This window comes from Streptomyces sp. NPDC053432, assembly GCF_055585365.1.
The window spans coordinates 1-20,437 of the sequence record NZ_JBVJKF010000043.1 but is presented as its reverse complement, the minus strand read 5'-3'; the positions used below and the strand labels follow the sequence as shown (position 1 = coordinate 20,437).

The 20,437-nt window shown below is 68.7% G+C and carries 18 protein-coding genes and 5 pseudogenes; 12 read left to right on the top strand and 11 right to left on the bottom strand.

Going from position 1 to position 20,437, the window contains the following annotated elements; translation table 11 throughout:
• Nucleotides 1-153: 153 nt before the first annotated feature.
• A pseudogene (locus tag ACZ6Y1_RS36955) lies at nt 154-1,256 on the bottom strand (helix-turn-helix domain-containing protein).
• Nucleotides 1,257-1,348: 92 nt separating this feature from the next.
• Here ACZ6Y1_RS36955 and ACZ6Y1_RS36950 point away from each other — a divergent pair.
• The 3 genes from ACZ6Y1_RS36950 to ACZ6Y1_RS36940 all read left to right on the top strand — a co-directional run bounded on the left by ACZ6Y1_RS36950 (nt 1,349) and on the right by ACZ6Y1_RS36940 (nt 3,273).
• A complete protein-coding gene (locus ACZ6Y1_RS36950) occupies nt 1,349-1,549 on the top strand; it encodes a hypothetical protein (protein WP_469640464.1) in 201 nt (66 codons plus the stop codon).
• Nucleotides 1,546-1,956 carry a hypothetical protein gene (locus ACZ6Y1_RS36945; RefSeq protein ID WP_469640462.1) on the top strand — a complete coding sequence of 137 codons (411 nt, stop codon included), beginning with the start codon at nt 1,546-1,548 and terminating at the stop codon, nt 1,954-1,956. Before ACZ6Y1_RS36950 ends, ACZ6Y1_RS36945 begins: the two co-directional genes overlap by 4 nt.
• Before the next feature lie 285 nt (nt 1,957-2,241).
• A complete protein-coding gene (locus tag ACZ6Y1_RS36940; RefSeq protein ID WP_469640460.1) occupies nt 2,242-3,273 on the top strand; it encodes a hypothetical protein in 1,032 nt (343 codons plus the stop codon).
• Nucleotides 3,274-3,551: 278 nt separating this feature from the next.
• Here ACZ6Y1_RS36940 and ACZ6Y1_RS36935 read toward each other — a convergent pair.
• Together ACZ6Y1_RS36935 and ACZ6Y1_RS36930 are read right to left on the bottom strand one after the other, a co-directional pair.
• A pseudogene (locus ACZ6Y1_RS36935) lies at nt 3,552-3,836 on the bottom strand (XRE family transcriptional regulator); the annotation flags it as partial.
• 381 nt (nt 3,837-4,217) lie between these two features.
• Nucleotides 4,218-4,412: a hypothetical protein gene (locus tag ACZ6Y1_RS36930; protein WP_469640458.1), complete on the bottom strand. Its 195-nt coding sequence runs from the start codon at nt 4,410-4,412 to the stop codon at nt 4,218-4,220.
• A 345-nt stretch (nt 4,413-4,757) separates the two neighbouring features.
• Between ACZ6Y1_RS36930 and ACZ6Y1_RS36925 the strand changes: the two are divergent.
• The 3 genes and pseudogenes from ACZ6Y1_RS36925 to ACZ6Y1_RS36915 form a co-directional block, all read left to right on the top strand.
• Nucleotides 4,758-5,356, top strand: a pseudogene (locus tag ACZ6Y1_RS36925) (IS5 family transposase); the annotation flags it as partial.
• A gap of 339 nt (nt 5,357-5,695) precedes the next feature.
• A complete protein-coding gene (locus tag ACZ6Y1_RS36920) occupies nt 5,696-7,015 on the top strand; it encodes an outer membrane protein assembly factor BamB family protein (protein WP_469640455.1) in 1,320 nt (439 codons plus the stop codon).
• A 134-nt stretch (nt 7,016-7,149) separates the two neighbouring features.
• Nucleotides 7,150-7,338, top strand: a pseudogene (locus ACZ6Y1_RS36915) (transposase); the annotation flags it as partial.
• Nucleotides 7,339-7,354: 16 nt separating this feature from the next.
• Here ACZ6Y1_RS36915 and ACZ6Y1_RS36910 read toward each other — a convergent pair.
• On the bottom strand, nt 7,355-7,711 hold the full coding sequence (locus tag ACZ6Y1_RS36910) for a hypothetical protein (protein ID WP_469640453.1): 357 nt from the start codon (nt 7,709-7,711) through the stop codon (nt 7,355-7,357).
• Nucleotides 7,712-8,194: 483 nt separating this feature from the next.
• Here ACZ6Y1_RS36910 and ACZ6Y1_RS36905 point away from each other — a divergent pair, with 483 nt between their 5' ends.
• Nucleotides 8,195-9,796, top strand: a complete 1,602-nt coding sequence (locus ACZ6Y1_RS36905) for an ISL3 family transposase (protein WP_469640451.1) — start codon at nt 8,195-8,197, stop codon at nt 9,794-9,796.
• An 8-nt stretch (nt 9,797-9,804) separates the two neighbouring features.
• Here the strand turns inward: ACZ6Y1_RS36905 and ACZ6Y1_RS36900 are convergent, their stop codons facing one another.
• The gene (locus tag ACZ6Y1_RS36900; protein WP_329028443.1) at nt 9,805-10,080 is read right to left on the bottom strand and encodes a hypothetical protein; all 276 of its coding nucleotides are present in this window, start codon (nt 10,078-10,080) and stop codon (nt 9,805-9,807) included.
• A 269-nt stretch (nt 10,081-10,349) separates the two neighbouring features.
• On the opposite strand from ACZ6Y1_RS36900, the gene ACZ6Y1_RS36895 reads away from it, so the two are divergent.
• From ACZ6Y1_RS36895 to ACZ6Y1_RS36885, 3 genes and pseudogenes are all read left to right on the top strand, one after another.
• Nucleotides 10,350-10,523, top strand: a complete 174-nt coding sequence (locus ACZ6Y1_RS36895; RefSeq protein WP_469640449.1) for a hypothetical protein — start codon at nt 10,350-10,352, stop codon at nt 10,521-10,523.
• 57 nt (nt 10,524-10,580) lie between these two features.
• Nucleotides 10,581-11,042 (top strand): annotated as a pseudogene (locus ACZ6Y1_RS36890) (transposase); the annotation flags it as partial.
• A gap of 61 nt (nt 11,043-11,103) precedes the next feature.
• Complete coding sequence (locus tag ACZ6Y1_RS36885) at nt 11,104-11,958, top strand: transposase (protein ID WP_469640466.1); 855 nt, start codon at nt 11,104-11,106, stop codon at nt 11,956-11,958.
• 42 nt (nt 11,959-12,000) lie between these two features.
• Here the strand turns inward: ACZ6Y1_RS36885 and ACZ6Y1_RS36880 are convergent, their stop codons facing one another.
• From ACZ6Y1_RS36880 to ACZ6Y1_RS36870, 3 genes are all read right to left on the bottom strand, one after another.
• The gene (locus ACZ6Y1_RS36880) at nt 12,001-12,549 is read right to left on the bottom strand and encodes a DUF4262 domain-containing protein (RefSeq protein WP_469640447.1); all 549 of its coding nucleotides are present in this window, start codon (nt 12,547-12,549) and stop codon (nt 12,001-12,003) included.
• Nucleotides 12,550-13,065: 516 nt separating this feature from the next.
• On the bottom strand, nt 13,066-13,602 hold the full coding sequence (locus ACZ6Y1_RS36875) for an RICIN domain-containing protein (RefSeq protein WP_386473494.1): 537 nt from the start codon (nt 13,600-13,602) through the stop codon (nt 13,066-13,068).
• Nucleotides 13,603-13,700: 98 nt separating this feature from the next.
• Nucleotides 13,701-14,258, bottom strand: coding sequence for an RICIN domain-containing protein (locus ACZ6Y1_RS36870; protein WP_469640444.1), 558 nt, complete (start codon nt 14,256-14,258; stop codon nt 13,701-13,703).
• 202 nt (nt 14,259-14,460) lie between these two features.
• Between ACZ6Y1_RS36870 and ACZ6Y1_RS36865 the strand changes: the two genes are divergently transcribed.
• On the top strand, nt 14,461-17,370 hold the full coding sequence (locus tag ACZ6Y1_RS36865; protein ID WP_469640442.1) for an AfsR/SARP family transcriptional regulator: 2,910 nt from the start codon (nt 14,461-14,463) through the stop codon (nt 17,368-17,370).
• A gap of 519 nt (nt 17,371-17,889) precedes the next feature.
• Here ACZ6Y1_RS36865 and ACZ6Y1_RS36860 read toward each other — a convergent pair.
• From ACZ6Y1_RS36860 to ACZ6Y1_RS36850, 3 genes are all read right to left on the bottom strand, one after another.
• Nucleotides 17,890-18,177: a DUF6924 domain-containing protein gene (locus ACZ6Y1_RS36860; protein WP_469640440.1), complete on the bottom strand. Its 288-nt coding sequence runs from the start codon at nt 18,175-18,177 to the stop codon at nt 17,890-17,892.
• A 108-nt stretch (nt 18,178-18,285) separates the two neighbouring features.
• Complete coding sequence (locus tag ACZ6Y1_RS36855; protein ID WP_469640438.1) at nt 18,286-18,561, bottom strand: NucA/NucB deoxyribonuclease domain-containing protein; 276 nt, start codon at nt 18,559-18,561, stop codon at nt 18,286-18,288.
• A 32-nt stretch (nt 18,562-18,593) separates the two neighbouring features.
• Nucleotides 18,594-19,118: a hypothetical protein gene (locus ACZ6Y1_RS36850; RefSeq protein WP_469640436.1), complete on the bottom strand. Its 525-nt coding sequence runs from the start codon at nt 19,116-19,118 to the stop codon at nt 18,594-18,596.
• Nucleotides 19,119-19,788: 670 nt separating this feature from the next.
• Here ACZ6Y1_RS36850 and ACZ6Y1_RS36845 point away from each other — a divergent pair.
• Complete coding sequence (locus tag ACZ6Y1_RS36845; RefSeq protein ID WP_469640434.1) at nt 19,789-20,121, top strand: hypothetical protein; 333 nt, start codon at nt 19,789-19,791, stop codon at nt 20,119-20,121.
• The last annotated feature ends 316 nt before the right edge of the window (nt 20,122-20,437 follow it).

Sequence of the window (20,437 nt, the reverse complement as noted above, 5' to 3'; positions counted from 1 at the left end):
CGTGCCCCAGCCGGCTCTCGAGCCGGTAGCGGCCCGCCAACTCCATCCCCCTGTACATGAAGATCAACGTATGCGACTCGCCCGCGATGCGACAAAAAACCTCCGAACCCGGTCGGGGTCCTCCGGCCGCATCCGCCGGCCCACTGCCAGGAGTCAGGCCCGGATCTCGTTGACCAGCATCCGCAAGGTCAGGCTGTGCTTCTCGGGCGGCAGGGCCTCCATCGCGGCGGCGGCGTGCGCGATGCCCCCGGCCTGGTCGCCGGAGCGGGCGAGCATCAACCCGCGGTGGAGCTCCAGGTGGGTCGCGAAGCGGGGCAGCCTCGCGGGGAGCTCGGCGAGGGCCCGGTCCTGCGCCTCGGTCGCGGCCCGCTCCTCGCCGAGGCGGGCGAGGAGCAGCGAGCGGAACACGTTGAGCCGCCACCACGGGACCGCGTAGTCCGAGGTTTGTTCGTGCGAGCCGGCCGCGTCGAAGACTCTGCGGCCTCGCGCGTCGAGGTCGAGGGCGGTTGCCCGGTCGCCGCGGAGGGCGGCGGCGTGGGCCTTGCCGTAGATGGCGTTGAGCAGCCCGAGCGAGGGCCGTTCGGAGAGGGCGAGGGCCTGGTCGGCGAGGACGTCGGCGACGCCGAGGGATGCCCCCTCGTATCCGAGGGCGATGGCCGCCCGCCCGCGTACCCACACTCGCGCGGCCGGGTCCTCGGACTCGTCGGCGGCGCTCGCGGCCATCCGGTACCAGCGCACGGCCGCTGCCCCGTCGGATCCGGGGAACGTCTTGGCATACAGGGTCATCAGCCGGGCGGCCACGGACCACAGTCGGGGTTGGTCGAGTTGCTGTTGCACGATGACGAGTTCGCCGGAGACGCGGCGCTGGATGTCGGCCGCGCCCATGGACATGTAGTCGGTCCCGTACGCCGCAAGCTTGGCCTCCCACGCCTCCGCCGAAGGCCCCCGGCCAGTCGGGCGGCGAACCCTTTCGCGAGGAGGTCGGAGGCGACCACGGGGGCTATGGCCGTACCGGCCACATCGGTCAGGAACTCTCTGCGCAGCATGGGGTCCTCCATGACGGCCAACGGCACATCCAGCACCCGGGACAAGGCCGCGAGATAGAACCCGCGCGGTGCGCACTTCCCGCGCTCCCACCGGGCGACGTACTCGCGCGTCAGAGTCGTGCCCTCGGCGCGGTTGATCTCATCGGCCAGACGGGCCTGCGACCAACCCTGCGCAGTACGCAGGTCGCGGATCAACTCCCCGATGTCCATGCGCCCATCTTGCCCCCAGCTTTGCCCCTGCCCGGAGTTTTTTCCCGGGCCGAAAGTAAAGGCACCAGCCCGACCAGCGAACGGGGTGCACCATGGCAACAACCGACCACATCCACGCCCACACCGAGGCGTTGAAGCTGTTCCCCCCGGCCTCCCTCACCGCCCCGCCCGACTGCGCCCGCTGCCAGGACTACGCCCGCCGCCGCGACACCGCGACCGGGCCGCTGCGCGGCACGGTCGTTACGGACATGCAGGTGCTCATGAAGCGCTGCGCGGCGCAGGGGCACCAGTGACCGGCCGCCACCGATTCAGCGTCGGCGAGATGGTGTTCGACGGCGACCGGCAGGCACGCGGCGAAGTGGTCGGGATCTACCCGTCCCCGCTCGTGGTGCGCCTGGTCGACGCGGGCGGGTTCCAGTGGATCGCTCGCACCGTGGCGTGCGAGCCGGCGGGCAAGCGGCCTGCGGCGCGGGAGCCGGAAGCCGTGCGGGTCCCGCCGGGGCGCAGCGCGGTGGACTGCCCGCCCACCGAACTGCGGGTCGGCGACCAGGTACTGGCGGGCGGCCGTCTCGTCGACATCGTCGACCTGCGCTACCGCCACGGTGCCACCCGGACGATGATCCTGGGGCGGCGCGGTGTGCGTTGCGGAACGGACCGTGCGCGTCTACTGCGCCCATGCTCCGCTCTGAGCTGCCGATGACGTGGTGCGGGCCCCTCCGTCCGGTGGAGAGGCCCGCGCCACGTCTGTATGTGCCGCGATGGTCCTGAGCGGTCAGGTGATGCGGTTCCGCCGGGCCTGCGGAGGAAGGTTCCGCGTGACCGGCGTCCGGCCCGCTTCCGTTCTGGCTTCCTGGGGTGCCGGTCAACCTGTATGGCTTTGTTTCGCTCGTTTGTGTGAAGCCCGGGGTGGCCTGGATTTCGTTGTTTCTTGATCGTCTAGCGTCGCCTGCGGTGCAACGAAATGTTGACGAGGAGAGGTTCACCCATGGGGTACCTGCGCAGGCGTAGTTTCATCATCTTCCACGACCCGGACGCGCCGACGGAGGAGCGGACGCTGGATCCGACGGAGGTCGCGAGGATCGAGGCCGAGCACGAGGCGGGCAAGAAGGGCCGCATCAACGACCTGATCAAGGCGCGGCTGCGTCCCCCGGCCGGCCCGGGTCGGTCGGACCGCATGACTCTGCCGGATCTGGAGTCCGGGGGTCTGAGTCTGGATGTGGGTCTGGAGGTGGGGCTGTTCGAGGAGGACGTCGAGGCGAAGGCTGCGCGCCTGGAACGGGAGAAGAAGGCAGCCGAGGCGGAGGCTGCGCGCCGGGCAGAGCTGAAAGAGGCCGAAGAGGCTGCCGCAGCGGAGGACGCGCGCTGGACGCAGGAGGCGGAGACCGGTGCTGCGGGGGAGCCGTGGCGGAAGATCGTCCGGATGGTCCAGGACGTCATCGGCGCCGACGAGCCGGCACTGAAGGAGTACCTGCGGACTACCTTCCGTTCCACCAGCGAGATGGACAAGCGAACCTTCGCCTGGGATGTCTACGGGGTGGTGACGTCGAAGGCCTCTCTCCCGGACACCCGGTACCGGCCGTGGCGCACCCCTGAGGCGACGGTGCGGTTCACGGACGACAACGGGCTCGGGGTGAATGAGGTACCCGATCCCCACAAGCTGGTCGACGGCAAGTGGGTCGCCAAGACCGAGTCGGAGATGATCCACGACCAGAACCCGACCCTGTGGGTGAAGGTCGCCGACGGCGGGTGGGAGAAGGACGGGCACTGGGGCGGCTACCTCCAGGTCACCTGCGCCACCGAGAACGGCAAGTGGATCGACTCCAGCAACGGCTGGGTACGCCCCCAGTCCGCCAAGGGCGACAAGATCACCTTCTACGACATGGGCGCCTACTACGAGATCTGGCAGAAGGACCGCGAAACCGGCCGCCCGCTCGTGGTCGAGGGTGACCGGCTGCGGTTCTCCAACGAGAAGTCCAAGCCCGGCAGGTTCAACATCCAGGACTCCACCTGGGACTGACCGGGCCCCACGCCCTGCCAACCTAACGACTGCGCCCCGCCTCGCCCGCTCGGAGGCGGGGCACAGCACTTTTGGCCTCGCCGCAGCGGCGGCCGTCCGGGCACGGCAGTGGGGCCGGTCAGGGTGCGGGTGGCCAGTGCCGAGACGGCGTGTACGGGCGAGGCCCGGTGCCTGATCGTGCCTGGCCGGGGTCCGGGCGGACGGCTCGCTGCCGCCCGCCCAGCCCCCCGTACTCCGGACTCCCTCGGCGGCCGAGCACCTGCGGTGCCGGCGGTCCTGAGGCTGTGTTTTTCCGGCGGGAGTGCGTCCATGGCGGCGGCGGCGTGCGCGATGCCCCCGGCCTGGTCGCCGGAGCGGGCGAGCATCAACCCGCGGTGGAGTTCCAGGTGGGTGGCGAAGCGGGGCAGGGTGGCGGGGAGTTCGCGGAGGGCCTGGTCCTGCGCCTCGGTCGCGGCCTTCTCGTCGCCGAGCCGGGCGAGGAGCAGGGAGCGGAAGACGTTGAGCCTCCACCACGGCACCGCGTAGTCCGAGGTCTGTTCGTGGGAGCCGGCCAAGTCGAAGACGGGCGCGGGGCGGGACGCGGTGCGGGTGCCGCCGGGCCGTCGGATCTCTGCCCAGTCCTCCACAAGGATCACCTCTTCCCTCCTGACCTTGATCACCAAAGCCAGGATCAGACGAAGATCACCACATGAGTCAGTTTTGATACGCCGTCAGAGGGTCCGTTTCAACCGTCGCCGACAACCGGCTTCCCGCCCGAGTTGCACATCTGCGTGTACCCACCGCGGCTTGCTCACTGATACAACCCTGCGCCGCACTGACATCTACTCTGCGCACGACACGTGGGGGGATGGAGCATCGTCCAGTCACCAGTCACCGGACCAACGTACGAATTGGACGGTGGGCGTAGTCCGCTGCGATCTGGGAGTTACTGATACCCGTCGTGCCTACCTGCGGGGCTTGCCTCGGTAGCGCAGGAGAGTGGCCGCGAGTTCAGGCAGGGCACGTACGACCGTCACGGTCTCGCTGCGGTGCGCGCGGCAGATCGCAACGATGCAGACGATCGAGGCTGCGCAAACGATGGCCAGACCGACGATCGCGGGTGTAGCAGCAGCAATGGCGATAAGCAGTTCGGGGTTCATGGGTTGGTCCTCTGGTGAGTCGTGAAAAGGCCCGCCGAGTGGGGACTGGCGACACGGTGGAGGACCGGGGGGTTAGCTCCGCAACTCCTGTGTTCAAGGTCTGCCGACCGACTGACAGCGGGCCGTCGGTGCTCTGGGTCACATCGTTTGGCAAGGGCCGGAGGTGCGGGACTAACTCGGGTGGGCACCACTGCGGGTCGGGCTGGTCGACTGTTTCGAAGTCTTCAAGCGCGTCGATTGCCTGCTGTCTCTGCGGGCGAGTCGCTGGCGGGCGGGGGGCGAACTATCGAGGACCGACTACTTAGACGTCGTTTCTTATGGCGTGCCCTGGTCGTTGAACCGTGCATGGCGGATCTGGTTGAGCGGCTGGTGCCGGATGAGTTGTGGGAACTGTTCCGGCGTGTGGTGCCGCCGACCGAGGTCACACGACCGCAGGGCGGTGGTCGGCGGCGGGCTGGTGACCGGGAGGCTCTGGCGGCGATCATCTTTGTGGCTACATCGGGGTGCACCTGGCGGCAGCTTCCGCCGGTCTTCGGGCCGTGCTGGCAGACGGTCTACCGACGGTTCGCCCTGTGGAGCCGTCAGCGGGTCTGGGCCCGACTCCATCGGGTGATCCTCGATGAGCTTGGGGTCCGCGGTGAGTTGGACTGGTCGCGGTGCGCAATCGACTCGGTCAGCGTCCGGGCCGCAAAAGGGGGCCTTTGACAGGACCGAATCCGACTGACCGCGGCAAGTTGGGATCGAAGATCCACCTGATCACCGACCGGAATGGATTGCCGCTGTCGCTGGGGATCTCCGGTACCAACATGCACGACAGCCTCGGTCTGCAGCCGCTCGTTCGCGGTATCCCGCCGATACGCTCTCGACGCGGGCCACGACGCCGTCGCCCGGACAAGCTCCACGCGGACAAGGGCTACGACCACGACCACCTGCGGCGTTGGCTCCGCGGCTGTTGGCGTACACGGCAACGTGCACAGGTAGGTACAGCTGAACGTGCACAGCGCCGATAGTTGTCTGGGCTGGTGAGCACCTTGTTGAGGGTGGGCTGGGCGCGGCGGCTCAGTGCTGGCCGTCGCGGCAGCGGGACACGCCGGGCGACTGGCGGCCGTAGCAGGGGCTCCGGTTGCCTGTCGTCACGGCTGCGGTATCTGGTCAGCCGCAGGCGGTTCACGTCGCCGGCGGCCCGTAGGTGTCCGGAGCCGTCTGGCTAGGCTGTGGGCCTCGACGGGCTGTGACGCAATGGGGGCAGGATGGCTGGGCGGGTGAGGGGTGACCGGGAGCCGGTGGCGCGTTGGAAGGCGCTGGTCGGTCTGCTGCTGGCGGTCGGCATCGTGCTCGGAGTGGTCGGGGGGTTAGTCGCGCTGGTCCTCGGCACGATGGGGTTTCTGCCGGGCGACTCGATGAGCGTCGCCTGGGACACCCCGGAGGACCGCAAGGCCGAAGCACACGGCAACGGTGCCTGGCTGGTCGGCGACACTGTGGTCCGCAGCCGGTTCGACGCGGTCACCGGCTTCGACGCCGGTTCGGGCAAGCGGCGCTGGGAGTACACCGTCCCGGGGCGGTCGGAGATCTGCGCGGTCGCTTCGACGGCGGTGGACGGCATCGGGCTGATCGCCCATGGCGAGTCTGGTTCGTCGTCGGTGACCGCCCCGGTGACGCCGGGGAAGGGCTGCGACACCGTCACCGCGCTCGACCTGGTCGGCGGGCGCGAGCTGTGGCACACCTCCCGGGTGCCGGGCGTCGGGCTGATCCTCCCGGAGCCGGACCTGGTCGCGGCCGGCGGAGGGCTCGCGGTGTTCCGCGACGGCGGCGCCTCGTCGGCGGTCACCGGGCTGGAGGACCGCTTCAGCCAGACCGCGCACGCGGTGCGCGCCGTCGACCTGCGCACCGGTGCCCCGCGCTGGCAGGCCGCCCTACCGCAGGGCTGCGCCCCGCACCGGGTCGCGGCAACCGAGCGACAGGTGCTGGCCCTGCTCGCCTGCGACGGCACCGAGCAGAAGCTCGCCGCCTTCGACCCGGCCGACGGCCGGGAGCGCTGGACCGTACCGCTGGGCACCCGGCGGGCCGTGTCGCCCGGTGAGGGTGCGGTCTTCCTGTCCGCTGACCCGGTGGTGATGCGGATCGGCTCGGGACCCAAGGGCGGCGCCTTCCTCTCCTTCGGGGCGGACGGCCGGGCCCAGGGCCGGATCGAGTCCGGCGGAGGCTACGGGGAGCTGGTGATGGGCGACCCCGGCAGGGTGGCAGTCGAGAGCGGCCGACTGCTCGCAGTCGCGCGCTACTCGACCCGCTCCTACTCGGCGGAGCGGGTAGTCGCCTTCGACCTGGCCAGCGGCGGGGAACTGTGGCGGACCGACCCGTGGGGGAGCAACCAGAGCATCTACGCGATGCATGCGGCGGCCGGCCGGCTGGACCTACTGCTGGCCACCCGCAAGGGCAAGGACGAGATATACGTCCTTGACACGACCGACGGCGAGGAGAAGGACGACCGCAGCTTCCACGACGACATCCATGGCGGGAACCTGCTGCTCCGTCACCGCGACCGGGTCATCGCGGTGCGTTGGGGCCAGGGCGTTCGGCCGTTCACGGCGTACCGGCCGTGGTGACAAGCACTGGGGCCGCCCGCGACTTCAGGGTGGCGGGTCAGACAATCGGGGGGCCCCGGTGCTGTGGCGTACGGCGCGATGTGCACGTTCGCCCGTACCTTGCTGTGCATTTTCACGCGAACGCCGACAGCGGCCGGAGGATCCGGCACCGGATCGCCCGCAAGGGCATCGAGTCCTCGCAGCGTCTGGGCCGCCATCGCTGGGTCGTCGAACGGACCGTGTCATGGCTGGCCGGCTGCCGACGCCTCCACCGGCGCTACAAACGCAAGGCCGAACACTTCCTCGCCTTCGTCGGGATCGCCGCGGCTTTGATCAGCCATCGCCGATTGGTCACCCCGCTCAGGTCCTGCGGCGGTCCTGCTGCACGTCGAAACAGAGCAGCCCCATCGAGTCCGCCAGGCCCGCCGCGTAGGCAGACGCTTCCTCGGCCCTGCTCCAGGCCATCCCGAAGTAGATGAGCGGACCACTTGCACCGGCGATCAGCGGACCGACCGACCAGGGCGACGTCTCGTTCTCGTCCTCGGTGATGTCGCACCACCGCTCAAGAAGCGCCGCGACGTAGGCCGTGATGCGTTCGGACGGAGGCTCAACAACTTCACCGTCGAGATAGCGGTCGTACAGGTCCCTGAAGGCGCGGCAGGCGCTCTTGTCGTTCGCCGGCCGCTCGCCTTCCCACACCGCCAGGTCATAGCTCATGCCCGGAGGCTCTCACACCGCACTGACAGCCAAAAGAAACGACCTCTTAGCCACGCAAGAGACATGACCGATGGCTCCGATGCCCCACCTTGGTTATGGGGGGAGGTCATCACCCGCGGCGGCTGCGCCGCCGGTCTTGATGGAGTAGGAAGCTCTTACCGCGCGGCCCGGTGCACCCCGCTTCCCCGCCGGCGACCGCGGCCCGCGTACTGTCGGCGCCATGAGCTTGTTCTGCAACCTCTTCGGCAGCTCAGCCGGCGGATCCGAGCAGAGCTTCAGCGGTCCGTAGGTGCCGTTCTCGAAGGTGAAGATGGTCGGCTCGGTGTCGTACTCCTCGCGGAAGTAGCTGCATAGGTCGAAAGCGGCTCTGGTCCACTTTCTGTGGGCGTGTACGCAGCGTGACTGTTGATCTTCGATGCATGCCGTGCGATGTCGCCCGGAAATCGCCTGCGGTGAGTGGGGGCTGGCCAAGAGTGCTTCGGCGTGAACGAAGTACGGACAACGCTCGAAGAAGTGCTGCTCGCATCGGTGCAGGGCGTCCACGTGGTGGCGGTCGAGGTGGCGGAGGCCGGTGTCCGGGTGGAGGCCCGGTCGACGATGGGCGGGGCGTCCTGCCCAAGCTGTGGACTGTGGTCAGTGCGAGTGCACGGGTCGTATCTGCGGTTTCCTCGTGATCTTCCGACCGCTGGCCAGCATGTGGTGTTGTCCTTGAGGGTCCGCCGGTTCTCCTGCACTGAGACTGCCTGCCCTCGGCGGACCTTTGCCGAGCAGATACCTGGCCTCACCCGCCGGTACGGAAGGCGAACCGAACGGCTGCGCTCGGCCCTCGCATCCGTCGGCCTTGCCTTGGCTGGCCGTGCTGGCGCCCGGATGGCCCATGTCTTCGGCGCACCGGTCAGCCGCAACACCCTCCTGCGGCTGATCGCCTCGCTGCCGGATCCTGCGGCAGTGGTGCCCCGCGTAGTGGGCGTCGACGAGTATGCCCAGCGCAGGGGGCGGATCTACGGCACCGTGCTCGTCGACGTCGAGACTCGACGGCCGGTGGACCTGCTGCCGGATCGCGAGGCCCACACGCTGGCAGCGTGGCTGGCGAAGCGGCCCGGCATCGAAATCATCTGCCGGGACCGTGCCGTCTTCTACGCCGAGGGCTCTACCCGCGGCGCCCCGCAGGCCCTCCAGGTCGCTGACCGGTGGCATCTGTGGCACAACCTTGGTCAGGCCGCTGAGAAATGTGTCTACCGGCACCGCGGCTGCCTGCGGCCCGCGCCGGTCCAGCCGGCGGAGCCGGACGAGGCAGAAACGACGCCTGATTTACCTTCGCAGCCATGGCCTACGGGCCACCGCTTCGCCGAGCGCACCCGCGCCAAGCACGCGACCGTCCACGCGCTCCTGGCCGCCGGGCACAGTAAGCGGTCCGTCGCCCGGCAACTCGGCATGGGTCACAGCACCGTCCTACGGTTCGCCGACGCGGCTACGCCTGAGGCTCTGTTCACCGGTCAGTGGCAAAACCGCCGGACCGCCCTCGACCCTTACAAGCCCTATCTCCATGACCGCTGGCAAGACGGCTGCACCAACGCCTGGCAGCTGTGGGAGGAGGTCAAGGAGCAGGGCTACTCGCATGGTTACGCCAGCGTCCGCGACTACATCCGCTCCGTGCTGCGGGGCAGTCCCCAGCCCATCGGCCCGCGGCCGCCGACGGCCCGCACCGTTACGCGGTGGATCCTCACCCACCCCGACGCTCTGCCGGAACCAGATCGAATCCAGCTCAAGACTGTCCTGGCCGCGTGCCCCGAACTCGATGTCCTGGCGGCACACGTGCGCTCGTTCGCCCGCATGCTCACCCAGCTGGAAGGTCACCGGCTGCCTGAATGGATCGAAGCCGCCAGCACCGCCGACCTTCCCGCCCTCCAGTCGTTCGCCCGCCACTTCGAACGGGACCTGGATGCCGTCATCGCCGGCCTCTCGCTGCCCTGGAACTCTGGAGTCGTCGAAGGTCATGTCAACCGGATCAAGATGCTGAAACGTCAGATGTTTGGCCGCGCAGGATTCGACCTGCTACGAAAGCGCGTCCTGCTCTACTCCTGAAACCCCACTCAAGCCTCGTCCTCGACAAGCCTGAATCCTTCCGGGAACCCTTCCAAGAACTCCCGGCGGGCCAGATCGGGTTCGGCCTCGGCCATCGCCCTGAGCAGGTCGATCAGCTCCTGTCGCTGATCAGCTGAGAGTTGGCTGAACAGGTGGGTGACGCCCTCTAGGACCTTCACGGCATCGTCCGGGTCCATCTGCTCGTCTTCGCTGCCCTCGATGAACCACAGGGCGCCGACCAAAGCCTCGGCCAAGGCGTGGGTCAGAGACGGGTACGCGGGCATCACAGTGGCCTCCCAGCAGGTCAACGGCAGAGTCAGGCCATACCACCACACCCCACTGACATCACCGTCCGTGAGCCTCCACAGAATGTGGACCAGAGCCTCGAAAGCGGGTTCTGGCACAGATCTTGGGGAGCCGTCGCGGAGCGTGACATCGTTGTTCGATTGCGAGGGACTGGCTCGTGCGAGACGGCGTACGCCTTGTCGCCTGGCAGCCGAAAGTGACGCTCCCTCAGGTTCATTCCGTTCGCTGCTCTGGTCGGCTGTGGACGGTGATGGTGCTGGTCATGCAGACCGACGCGCTGTTCTGGGACTCGCTGGTGTTCGAGGGGATCGACGAGGTGGAGGTCGAGGCGGTCACGGCCGCGTTCGGCACGGTCGAGGTGATGGCGAGAGGCCGCGCGGCTGCGGCGGCATGTCCGGACTGCGGCAGCTTCTCGGATTGAATCCACGATCGTTACCAGCGCAGGCTGAAGGACCTTCCGCTCGCTGATCAGGGCTTTGTGATCCGGCTGACGGTCAGGCGTTTCATCTGTGGGTCGGCAGGCTGCCCGCGCCGGACGTTTGCCGAGCCGTTCTCCCGGCTGACTGTCCCGCACGCGCGGTTCACCACGCGGCTCAACCACGCCCTTGGTCAAGTGGGGATGGCCCTGGCGGGGCGGGCCGGCGCTCGGCTGGCGATCCAGCTGGGCTTCGGTGCGGGACGGATGACCTTGTTACGCAGGGTCATGGCACTGCCCGATCCACGGTTCAGCACGCCGCGGGTGCTGGGCGTGGACGACTTCGCGATCCGTCGCGGCCAGAACTACTCCACCGTTCTGACCAGTGTCGAAGACCACCGGGTGGTCGATGTGCTCCCGACCCGGGAAGCCGGGCCGCTGGCCGCCTGGCTGGACCGCCACCCCGGCGTGGAGATCATCTGCCGGGACCGGGCGGGTGCCTACGCCGAGGGCGCCCGGCGCGGCGCTCCCGATGCTCTGCAGGTCGCCGACCGGTTCCATCTGTGGCAGGGCCTCGGCCGGGCCCGTGGAGACCTGTGTCGCTGCCCACCGCGACTGCCTGCGCAACCCGACGCCCAGCGGCATGCAGCCGGAAGCCACCGGACGGGCTTCAGGTCGGCCGCAAGACGATTCGGCGCCCATCGGCCGGCGGGCCGAACGGAAGAAGGCCGCCCACGCCCTGGTCCACGAGATGCTTGCCCAGGGCCACTCACGCCGGGCGATCGCCCGGCACCTGGCCTGGGGCCTCAACACCGTGCTCCGGTACACGAACGCCGCACGCTGGCAGGACACCATCCGCGACAACCGCCCCCGGCCCAGCAGGCTGGACCCCTACAAGCCCTACCTGGAACGACGATTTACTGAAGGATGCACCAGCGTCACCCAACTCCACGGCGAGCTGGTCGCCGAGGAAGCTCCCGTCACCTACGGCATGGTCCGAGCTCACATCGCCACCTTGCGCGGGGCTCCGTCCGCCGCACCGCCGCGGCCGCCCACGGTGCGGCAGGTGACCGGCTGGATCACCCGACATCCCACGGCCCTGACCGAGGAGGACCGGGCCGGCCTGAAGGACGTCCTGGCCCGCTGTCCCGAACTGGACACGACGGCCGGACACGTCCGCGACTTCGGCGAGATACTCACCGACCGCCTCGGCGCCACGCTCTCCACCTGGATCGACGCAGTCGACGCCAGCCGGCTGCCCGGACTCACCGGTTTCGCACTCCACCTGCGCCGGGACCTCGACGCCGTGACTGCCGGCCTCACCCTGGACTGGAGTTCGGGCAGCATCGAGGGCGCCGTGAACCGCATCAAGAAGATCAAGAGACAGCTCTACGGGCGGGCCGGATTCGAACTTTTACGCAAGATGATCTTGCTTCAATAGCGCATCACCCGGGTGCCGGCTCGCCACCCGCCACGTCCCAGATCAGAGTTCCGTCGTCCAGATCCCGACAGGATGGTCACGCGGAGGCAGCCACAACTGAGGCTGTGACTCGCGATGCCTCTCGTCAGCCTGCTCGTCCCAGTGGAAACGCCCCTCGGCATCGGGCCACGCGACTTGCAGCACGGGGAGAGGCGGCAGCCGGTAGAACCCGATGGCCTGCCCGAAGAAGGTCCGGTACCAGCCGCGATCGACCTGCCTGAGCGCGACTCGATGACCGTCGACGACATCAGGATGGCTCTGGCCGTCCGCCAGCGCTTCACCCGCAGCGGACTTCTCTCCGAGGGTGTTGAGCATGCGGTGCATGGCGTGGACATCGAGCCCGAACATGGCGAGTTCAGGTCCGCCGTGCGTGTGCGCGAGGCCGATCGTGTAGGCGAATCCAGGACCGATCTCGTCTTCGGGAACCATCACGACGTGCCATCCGTGCTGCTGCACATGCTCGATGACCGTCAGATCCATACGGTCTGCTTCGTCCCGGTCGCCGTAGTCATGGCAGAGGACACAGCGGCACAGGAACGGATCATCACTCATATGCGGAGGGTACGAGGTGAGCCCTCACGTCGAGCCACCGGGGTTTGGACCCTCTCAATCGAACAACCCCATCACCCTCTGCGATGGCTCCCCAACATCTGTGCCAGAACCCCGCTCTCACCTACGCAGCCAGTAGCCGTCGCATCGGCGCCCGCGTTGCTCATCCCGGTCTGAAATCCTCGACAATCCGCAGCGCGGGCCCGCCATCACCATTGGCGGGCCCGCGCTGTCGTGTGTCCGGGCTGGGCTGGGCTGCGGGCGGGCTGGTCCGCCACGGCGTCCCGTACGCCGGTGCGGGCGAGCGGTGCGTGTGCTGGCGGCAGGACTGCCAGGCCGGCCGAGTCGATCAGGCGCGAGAGTGGCGCGCGCCGGGCCCGCGGGATCCTCAAGAAGGGCCGGGCCGCTGGCTGCGGGCAGAGCGTGAGGTCCACCTCGGCCGGGCTGCCCACCCTCGGCCGAGGTCCCCGAGCTGGGCCCTCGCGGGATTCGGGTGGCGGACGCCGCCGCCCGGTGTGGTCAATCCCAGGCCTGGTAGTTGCCGCCGTTGCATTTCATGGTGTAGACGGCCCCGTAGCCGTTGCCCAGGCCGTCGTCCTTGTTGCTGTCCAGGCACAGGCCGGTCTGGCGGTTGACCAAGCGCCAGCGGTCGCCGTCCTTCACCTCGTACCACTGCTGGTAGTAGTTGCGGGGGCTGTCGCACGGCTCCATGTAGACGGAGCCGACGCCGTTCGCGTCGGCGTACCAGCTCGCCATGCACCAGTTGGGGGCACTGGGGGGGCTCATCGAATAGGCGCCGTCCGCGTTCTGCAGGTTCGACTGGGACTCGGTCCACTTCTTGCCGGTCATACTGCAGGCGAACGAGGTGATGTTGCTCCTGACCTCGAAGCCGCCTTTGTCGTTGTAGACGTGCTCCAGACAGCCCTCGGTGGCGCGGTTGGTCCACGTCACCTCGTTGTCTGCGGCCGCGGCCGGCTGGACCATCGTCATGACCAGTGCGGGGAGGGCGACGGCGGTGGCGAGCATCCTGCCCGCCGAACGCTTGCTGAACGACACTTCTGTCTTCTCCGTAGTAAGAGAGCGGATCATTGGTTGAGATGGTGCGTGCGGAGTCCCGGCAGCGCGCGGGGTCGACTCCCGCGCGTTGGCCGGACTCAGTACCAGCGCTGGTTGCCGCCGCCGTTGCACTGCATCGTGTAGACCGCTCCCTTGTTGTCCATGGCGCCGCTGCCCTCGGCCCTGCTGTTGCTGTCCAGGCAGAGACCGGTCTGGCGGTTGACCAGGCGCCAGCGGTCGCCGTCCTTGACCTCGTACCACTGCTGGTAGTAATTGCGGGGGCTGGAGCAGGGCTCGATGTAGACGGATCCGACGCCGTTGGCGTCGGCGTACCAGCTCGCCAGGCAGAACCGGGTGTCGGTTCCCGGGCTGATGGTCCATGCCCCGTCGGAGTTCTCCAGGCCGGACTGCGACTCGGTCCATGTCTTGCGGTCATCCGGCTCTCCGCACGTGTAGCCCGAGTTCCACGAGGGGATCTTGGTGTTGACGCTGAAGTTGCCGTCGGGCCCGAACCACCAGTACATGCAGCCGTCGGTGGCGTGGTCGGTCCACGTCACCTGGTTGGTCGCGGCCGCCGCCGGATGCACCGCCGTCATGGTCAGGGCGGGAACCGCAAGGGCGACCACAGCAGCCTTCTTCAGATGTTGCACGAGCATGTAACGAACCCCCGTATGCGTGACTGTGTGCCGGAGGGAGGCGGAGCCGCGGGCGTACCCAGCGGCAACCCCCGCCCAACAGAAGGGCCTTGGGTCGGCCCCTATGGATCGATCATGTTCGGGGCGCCTCACCTGGCGCTAACATGGCACGAAGATCGTTAATGGGGGCGGGGCGGGGCGGGACCCCGGCAGGGGGTGCCAGATGAGGTTCGGCGTACTGGGCCGACTGAGCGTGCACGACGGCTCCGCCGAGATCGCGGTGACCGGCACGAAGCTCCGCTCGCTGCTGGCGACACTGCTCCTGCACGCCAACCAGCCGGTGCCCACGGACAGGCTCCAAGACGCCCTGTGGAACCAGGCCCCGCCGGCCTCGGGTGCCGCCGCGGTGCACAACCTGGTGGCGCGCCTGCGCCGGGTGCTTTCCGACGGGGGAGAACGGCAGGAACGGCTGCACGCGACGCCGCTGGGCTACCGCCTGCACGTCGCCGACGGCGAGCTGGACTGCCAGGTCTTCGACGGCCACCTCGGCCGGGCCCGTACCGCCTTCGTGAGCCAGGACTGGGAATCCGTACGCCGCGAGACGGCCGCCGCGCTGAACTTGTGGAGGGGGGAACCACTGCCCGACCTGCCCGACCTGCCCGATGCGCATGCATCTCGCGAGCGGTGGCACGAAGCCCGGCTGCAAGCGCTGGAATGGCACTACGACGCCCAGCTGCAGGCCGGAGGCCACCACGGGATCAGCGCCGAGCTGGCGCGGCACGCAGCCGACCATCCCCTGCGCGAGCCGTTCCACCGGCAGCTCATCACCGCCCTGCACCGGGCCGACCGCACCGCCGACGCGATCGCCGCCTACCACCGGCTCCGCGAGAACCTCGCCGACGAACTGGGCATCGACCCCTCGCCCAGCATCCAGCGGATCTTCCGCTGCATCCTCACAGGCAGCCACCAGGACGAGCCGCCCACCCCGACCGGGCAACCCACTTCCAGCCGGGCCGAACGCGCGACCCCTGCAGCGCAGCCCCCCGCCGGCAGCACACCGGCCCAGCCCCTCCCCGCCGGCCCGCCCGCCCGCCTCCCCACGGCAGCCACGCCCGCGCAACTCCCCCCGGCAGGCTTCACCTTCGCCGGACGCCGGAGCGAACTGACCCAACTCTCGGCCATCCTCGACAGGGCCGCCGGCCGGCCCGGCACCACCCCGGTCGTCACCATCACCGGCACCGGCGGCGTCGGCAAGACCGCACTCGCCGTGCACTGGGCGCACCGCGTCCGCGACTGGTTCCCCGACGGCCAGCTCTACGTCAACCTCCGCGGCTTCTGCCCTAGCGGAGCAGTGGTGACGCCGGCGGACGCGCTGCGCGGATTCCTCGACGGCCTCGGCGTACCGCACGCCCGCATCCCGGCAACAGTCGACGCGCGGACCGCCCTCTTCCGCAGCCTGGTGGCCGGACGGCGCTACCTCATCCTCCTCGACAACGCCCGGGACGCCGAACAGGTCCGCCCTCTGCTCCCCGGCTCGTCGGACAGCATCGTGGTCATCACGAGCCGCGACCTGCTCCCAGGGCTCGTCGCGGTCGAGGGCGCCCATCCCGTCCCCCTGGACCTGCTCTCCACCGAGGAAGCCGAGGAACTGCTGGGCACACGGATCGGCCACGGCCGCGCGACGTCCGACCCCACGGCCCTGACCGCGATCACCGAAGCCACCGCACGGCTACCGCTCGCGCTCGCCGTCGTCGCCGCCCGGGCATCCCTCCAACCGGACCTCACGATGACCGCCCTCGCGGTCGAACTGCGCCACGCCCAGGGGCTGGACGCCTTCGCCGGCCACGACGCGCGCAGCGATCTTCGCGCCGTCCTGTCGTGGTCGTACAAGGTCCTGAGTGCCGACGCGGCCCGCCTGTTCCGGCTTCTGGCCATCCACCCCGGCCCCACCATCACCCCAGCCGCCGCCTCGAGCCTCTCCGGACTTCCCCCGCGGCAGACCCGCGCACTGATCGCCGAGCTGACCCAGGCCCAGTTGATCGACGAGAGCGGCCCGGGACGGTACGCGTTCCACGATCTGCTGCGCGCCTACGCAGCAGAGCTGGCGGACGAGGTCGAGCCCGCCACCGACCGAAGCGGGGCCGTGGCACGACTCGTCGACCACTACCTGCACAGCGCCCGCACGGGGGCCTTGCGGATGAACCCGCAGCTGGAGCCCTTCGACGCCCCGCCCCTGACGTCACCGCGGGTCCGTCCCGAAGCCATGGCCGACCTGGCGGCGGCCCGTGAGTGGTTCACCGCCGAGCACGCCGTCCTCCTGGCGGTTGTCCGCCAGGCAGCAGCCTGCGAGCTGCACCTCTCCGTCTGGCACCTCGCCTATTCCGCCAAAACGTTCCTCTTCTGGAGTGGGCACTGGGGCGATCTGGCCGAGACGCAGACGTTGGCGCTCGAAGCCGCGCACCGCCTGGGCGACCTGGCCGCCCAGGCGCACGCCCACCGCAGCCTCGGCAAAGCCCTCCACCTCGCGCAAGGTGAGGACGCGAGAGCCGAAACCGACCAGCACCTCAAGGACGCACTCGATCTCTTCGCAGCGCTGGACCACACGGTGGGGCAGGCGGAGACCCACGTGGACCTCGCGGCGGTGTTCGAGTGGCGTGACCGCCCTGAGGACGCATTGCACCACAACCGACAGGCGCTCGACCTCTTCCGTGCCGTCGGCAGCAAGCTCGGAGAGGCCAGAGCGCTCAACAACGTCAGCTACTTCCACGGCCTGCTGGGCGACCACGCAATGGCGCTCGACATGTGTGCGAAGTCCATCGCCCTCCTCGAAGAACTGGGCGACCGACGCGGCCAGGCCCTCGCCTGGGGCACACTCGGTTCCATCCACCAGGACATGGGGCGGCACGCCGACGCGGCCGACTGCTACGAGCGGTCCGCCGAGGGGTGCCGTGAGGTGGGAGACGCATCCAATGAGGCCGACTCCCTGACCCACCTCGGCGAGAACCACCTTGCCGTCGGCGATCCCCAGGCAGCCCGGCAGGCGTGGCTGCGTGCCCTGGAGCTGCTGGACGGCCTCGACCACCCCGACGCCGAGACCGTACGCGCGCGGCTGGCGGCCATGAGCGAGGCGTGAGCGTGGGACGGTTCGCCGACGACGCAGGCTCGACCCGTACGAGGGAGTGGACGGGGATCCCGGCCGTGAGGTCCCGCACCTGGCATCGGTGATCGGCTGGGTGCTCCGCCCGGCTCAGCCCCATGCGGACGGCAAGTTCGGCTGCCGAGATTCCGCGAGTCTGCGCATCACACGCTGGTGACCAGATTCCGGGCTGCGGCCGCGAAACGCGACTTCGGCTCCGTAGCGGCCTGACCCGGGTTGTGCCCGCCGCCCGGCCGGCTGGCAGAGCCACGCTGCGGTGGCTTTCCCGCACCCCGAAGCGGCCCCGGTTTTCCGGCTCCAAGCGGCCCCAGACCGTCGTGGATTCGACTCCGGTTCCCTGGCCCGCCGTCTGACGTGCGGAGCGGAGCTTCGGCACAGAGGACTCGAATGTGTGTAAGAGCCAACTGGGGCCGGAGAAGTGGGGCCGGCTCAGAGCGGGAAAGCCACTGCCGGTACCCCGGGCTGGGTCGGCGGTGGGCTGGCGGTTTCGGGCGGTCAGAAGCCTCGGAAGACGCCGTCGTCGTGGGCTGCTTCGGTGAATTCTTCGTAGTCCATGTTGCCGAGGGTGAGGTTGTTGTCGATGGACCAGAGCTGGTCGGCGGTGACGCGCAGGTGCTGGGGTGGTTCCTCGGAGCGGTCGATCACGAGGATCGGGAGCTCGTCGTGGGTGAGGGTGGTGGTGTCGGCGAGGAAGCCGTGCGAGTTCGGGGTCTGGACCGTGGTGAGCAGGGTTTGCCATGCGTGGGGCTGGGTGAAGTCGGTGCGGACCAGCAGCGTCGTCATGTGCGCTTCTCCAGTCGGCGGGGGTCCGGGCCGGCTGGCCTCCTTGCGGTCCGGGTGAGGACGGTGGGGGAGGCCTTGGCCGGGCCGGGCTCTGGGCGGGGGTGTTGGTCAGGCTTTGACCCAGAAGGGGTCGTCTTCCAGGACGCGGTTGGTGCGGTAGAAGGAGCTGAGGAGGCCGCCTTGGCTGTTCTGCTCTGCCCTGGGTACCCAGGCCCAGCCGCGGTAGAAGGTGCCCAGGGTGGTGCCGCCTTCCTTGGTGGATGCGAAGGGGTATTCGTCGCAGGACAGGCCGGGGGAGGGGGGTGAGCCGACGACCCGGCGGCGCCGGAGTGCTGGGTGAGCCCGATGCCCCGCGCCGCTCGAACAAGATCCGGTTTGCCACAACGCACTCAGTCAGGGGCGGTCGTGTCGTGGTCTCATGTCAGGGACGTGGTTCGCTTGACGGCCTTCGACGCGAGCAGGTGCATGTCTGCTGGCGTGAAGGGGCCGTATTTGGTGATGCTGAGGTAGATGAGGAGCTTTCCGCGTCTGATGTAGAGGGTGTTCCAGTAAGTCTGCTCGTGCTGCTGGGTGAAGTAGTGAACCTCGTCTCCGAGGTCACGGAACTGTGCCGGGTCCTGCTCTGATGGATCATGGGCCAGCATGTTGAGCTCGGTGACGAGCTGCGGGAGCCGAGCGGCGGCATCTTCGGCGCTGCCTTCGCGTGCGAGCTGCTCCTTGATCATTTCCAGGCCGCTGTTCTGCCCTTTGAAGCCAGTGGCCTGGAGCTTGGGATCGTCATCGCAAGGAGATGCCGTGGAGGAGCTGGCGAAGCCCGGCGGAAGGTCTTGGGCAGTAATGAGGGCATGGCAAAGTGCCGCTGCGGGGCTGGGATTGCCGTCTGCTGTGGTCGGCATCGCGGTCTGGAGGGAGGCGCCGGCCGAGTGAGTGCTGCCGCTCACCGAGGAGCAGCCTGATCCGAGGAGGACCACAGTTCCTGCCAGGGCTGCCGCTCTGAGCTTGTGTATGCGCCGGTCGTCCATATGTCCCCCCAAGGGTCAGCGGTGATTCGGCGGCGGAGCCTAGCAGCCGGACTACTCCGCGACAGTCGTCCGGATGACTCTGGGTCAGTGCCTGCCCTGTTTTCCCGAGTCAATCTGTGTTTCAGAATGAAGCATTCACTACGTCAAGGCTGCGATGCAGACGGTTGTGCTCGGTCAGATTGACCGACGTGATGACTCTCTTCGAGAGCGTCACGGTACCTAACGGGGGAATGGCATGGAACGCTCCTCGCGAGACGAGGTCGACATCCTGCACATGGTGGAGCAGACGATGAGGCTCCGTATGGTCTGGGAGTAAGTCGTCATGGCGCACTGGGGCCGGCCGTCGGCAGAAGTGAAGGCCGCACTTACCGCGGCTGCCGGGCGATGGGGTGTCCCGATCGACGAACAGGTCACAACCATGACCGCCGTCTTCATGTCGGGCGGGTCATGGGAGTAACAGCCCGACCCGACCCCGCCGCCGTTGAGCGGCTGGGTCTGAACCGGCTGCCTACCCTGGTGGAGCGATCGACTTTTCTGGGATGTCTTCTGCGGGCTTTCTGGAGGCTTTGAAGCGTGGCACGGACTGCGTGTGGCCTTTGGAAGCGGCTGTCCGGCTGTCCGGCTGTTGGAGGGGACAGGTGTCTGGTTGGAGGATCTGCGGCTGCGTCAGTACGTTGTCGGGGGAATCGATGATGAGGGCGAGGTGTGGGCGGGCTTCGAGGCCCCGAGGCTTCGCGCTGCGATTGAGGCAGGGGAGCCGGGGGAGCACGGGGAGGAACTGATAGTCATGTGCTTCGCCCTCAGTTTGTACGGGTACTCTCCCATCTCCCTGCGCTACGACTGCTGGGGCCTCTCTGAGGATGTTGTTCAGCTGATGGGGAAGGCCCTGCTCATCGCGAACGGCTACGCCGAACGCGACTGACACCCCCAGGTTCCACTGCTGCTGGCCGCCCGCGATAGCGGGCTGGTCCTGGAGGCGGAGCCGGAAGGACCCCAGGCGGGGGAGCGGAGCGGACCCGCTCAACGGGCCGTAGGCCCGGACCCCGTGAAACGGGGTCACTCTGGCCTGCGCAGCAGGCCGTTCGGGGTGGAGCGAAGCGGAGCCCCGAACCGTCCGGAGCGCAGCGTAGGACACCGGCCCGAAGGGCCGGCCTTGAGGGTGCGAAGCACCCTCCCGCTGAGCGAAGCGAAGCGGTTCGTTGGCACAGCGCGCAGCGCTGTGGGACCCGCTCCGCGGG

Bases quoted from the DNA above. Each gene is read 5' to 3' on its own strand.
- ACZ6Y1_RS36860 (WP_469640440.1), bottom strand. From the start codon at position 18,177: ATGACGACGCTGCTGGTCCGCACCGACTTCACCCAGCCCCACGCATGG.
- ACZ6Y1_RS36865 (WP_469640442.1), top strand. From the start codon at position 14,461: ATGAGGTTCGGCGTACTGGGCCGACTGAGCGTGCACGACGGCTCCGCC.
- ACZ6Y1_RS36930 (WP_469640458.1), bottom strand. From the start codon at position 4,412: ATGAACCCCGAACTGCTTATCGCCATTGCTGCTGCTACACCCGCGATC.
- ACZ6Y1_RS36900 (WP_329028443.1), bottom strand. From the start codon at position 10,080: ATGCCCGCGTACCCGTCTCTGACCCACGCCTTGGCCGAGGCTTTGGTC.
- ACZ6Y1_RS36940 (WP_469640460.1), top strand. From the start codon at position 2,242: ATGGGGTACCTGCGCAGGCGTAGTTTCATCATCTTCCACGACCCGGAC.
- ACZ6Y1_RS36880 (WP_469640447.1), bottom strand. From the start codon at position 12,549: ATGAGTGATGATCCGTTCCTGTGCCGCTGTGTCCTCTGCCATGACTAC.
- ACZ6Y1_RS36870 (WP_469640444.1), bottom strand. From the start codon at position 14,258: ATGCTCGTGCAACATCTGAAGAAGGCTGCTGTGGTCGCCCTTGCGGTT.
- ACZ6Y1_RS36950 (WP_469640464.1), top strand. From the start codon at position 1,349: ATGGCAACAACCGACCACATCCACGCCCACACCGAGGCGTTGAAGCTG.
- ACZ6Y1_RS36910 (WP_469640453.1), bottom strand. From the start codon at position 7,711: ATGAGCTATGACCTGGCGGTGTGGGAAGGCGAGCGGCCGGCGAACGAC.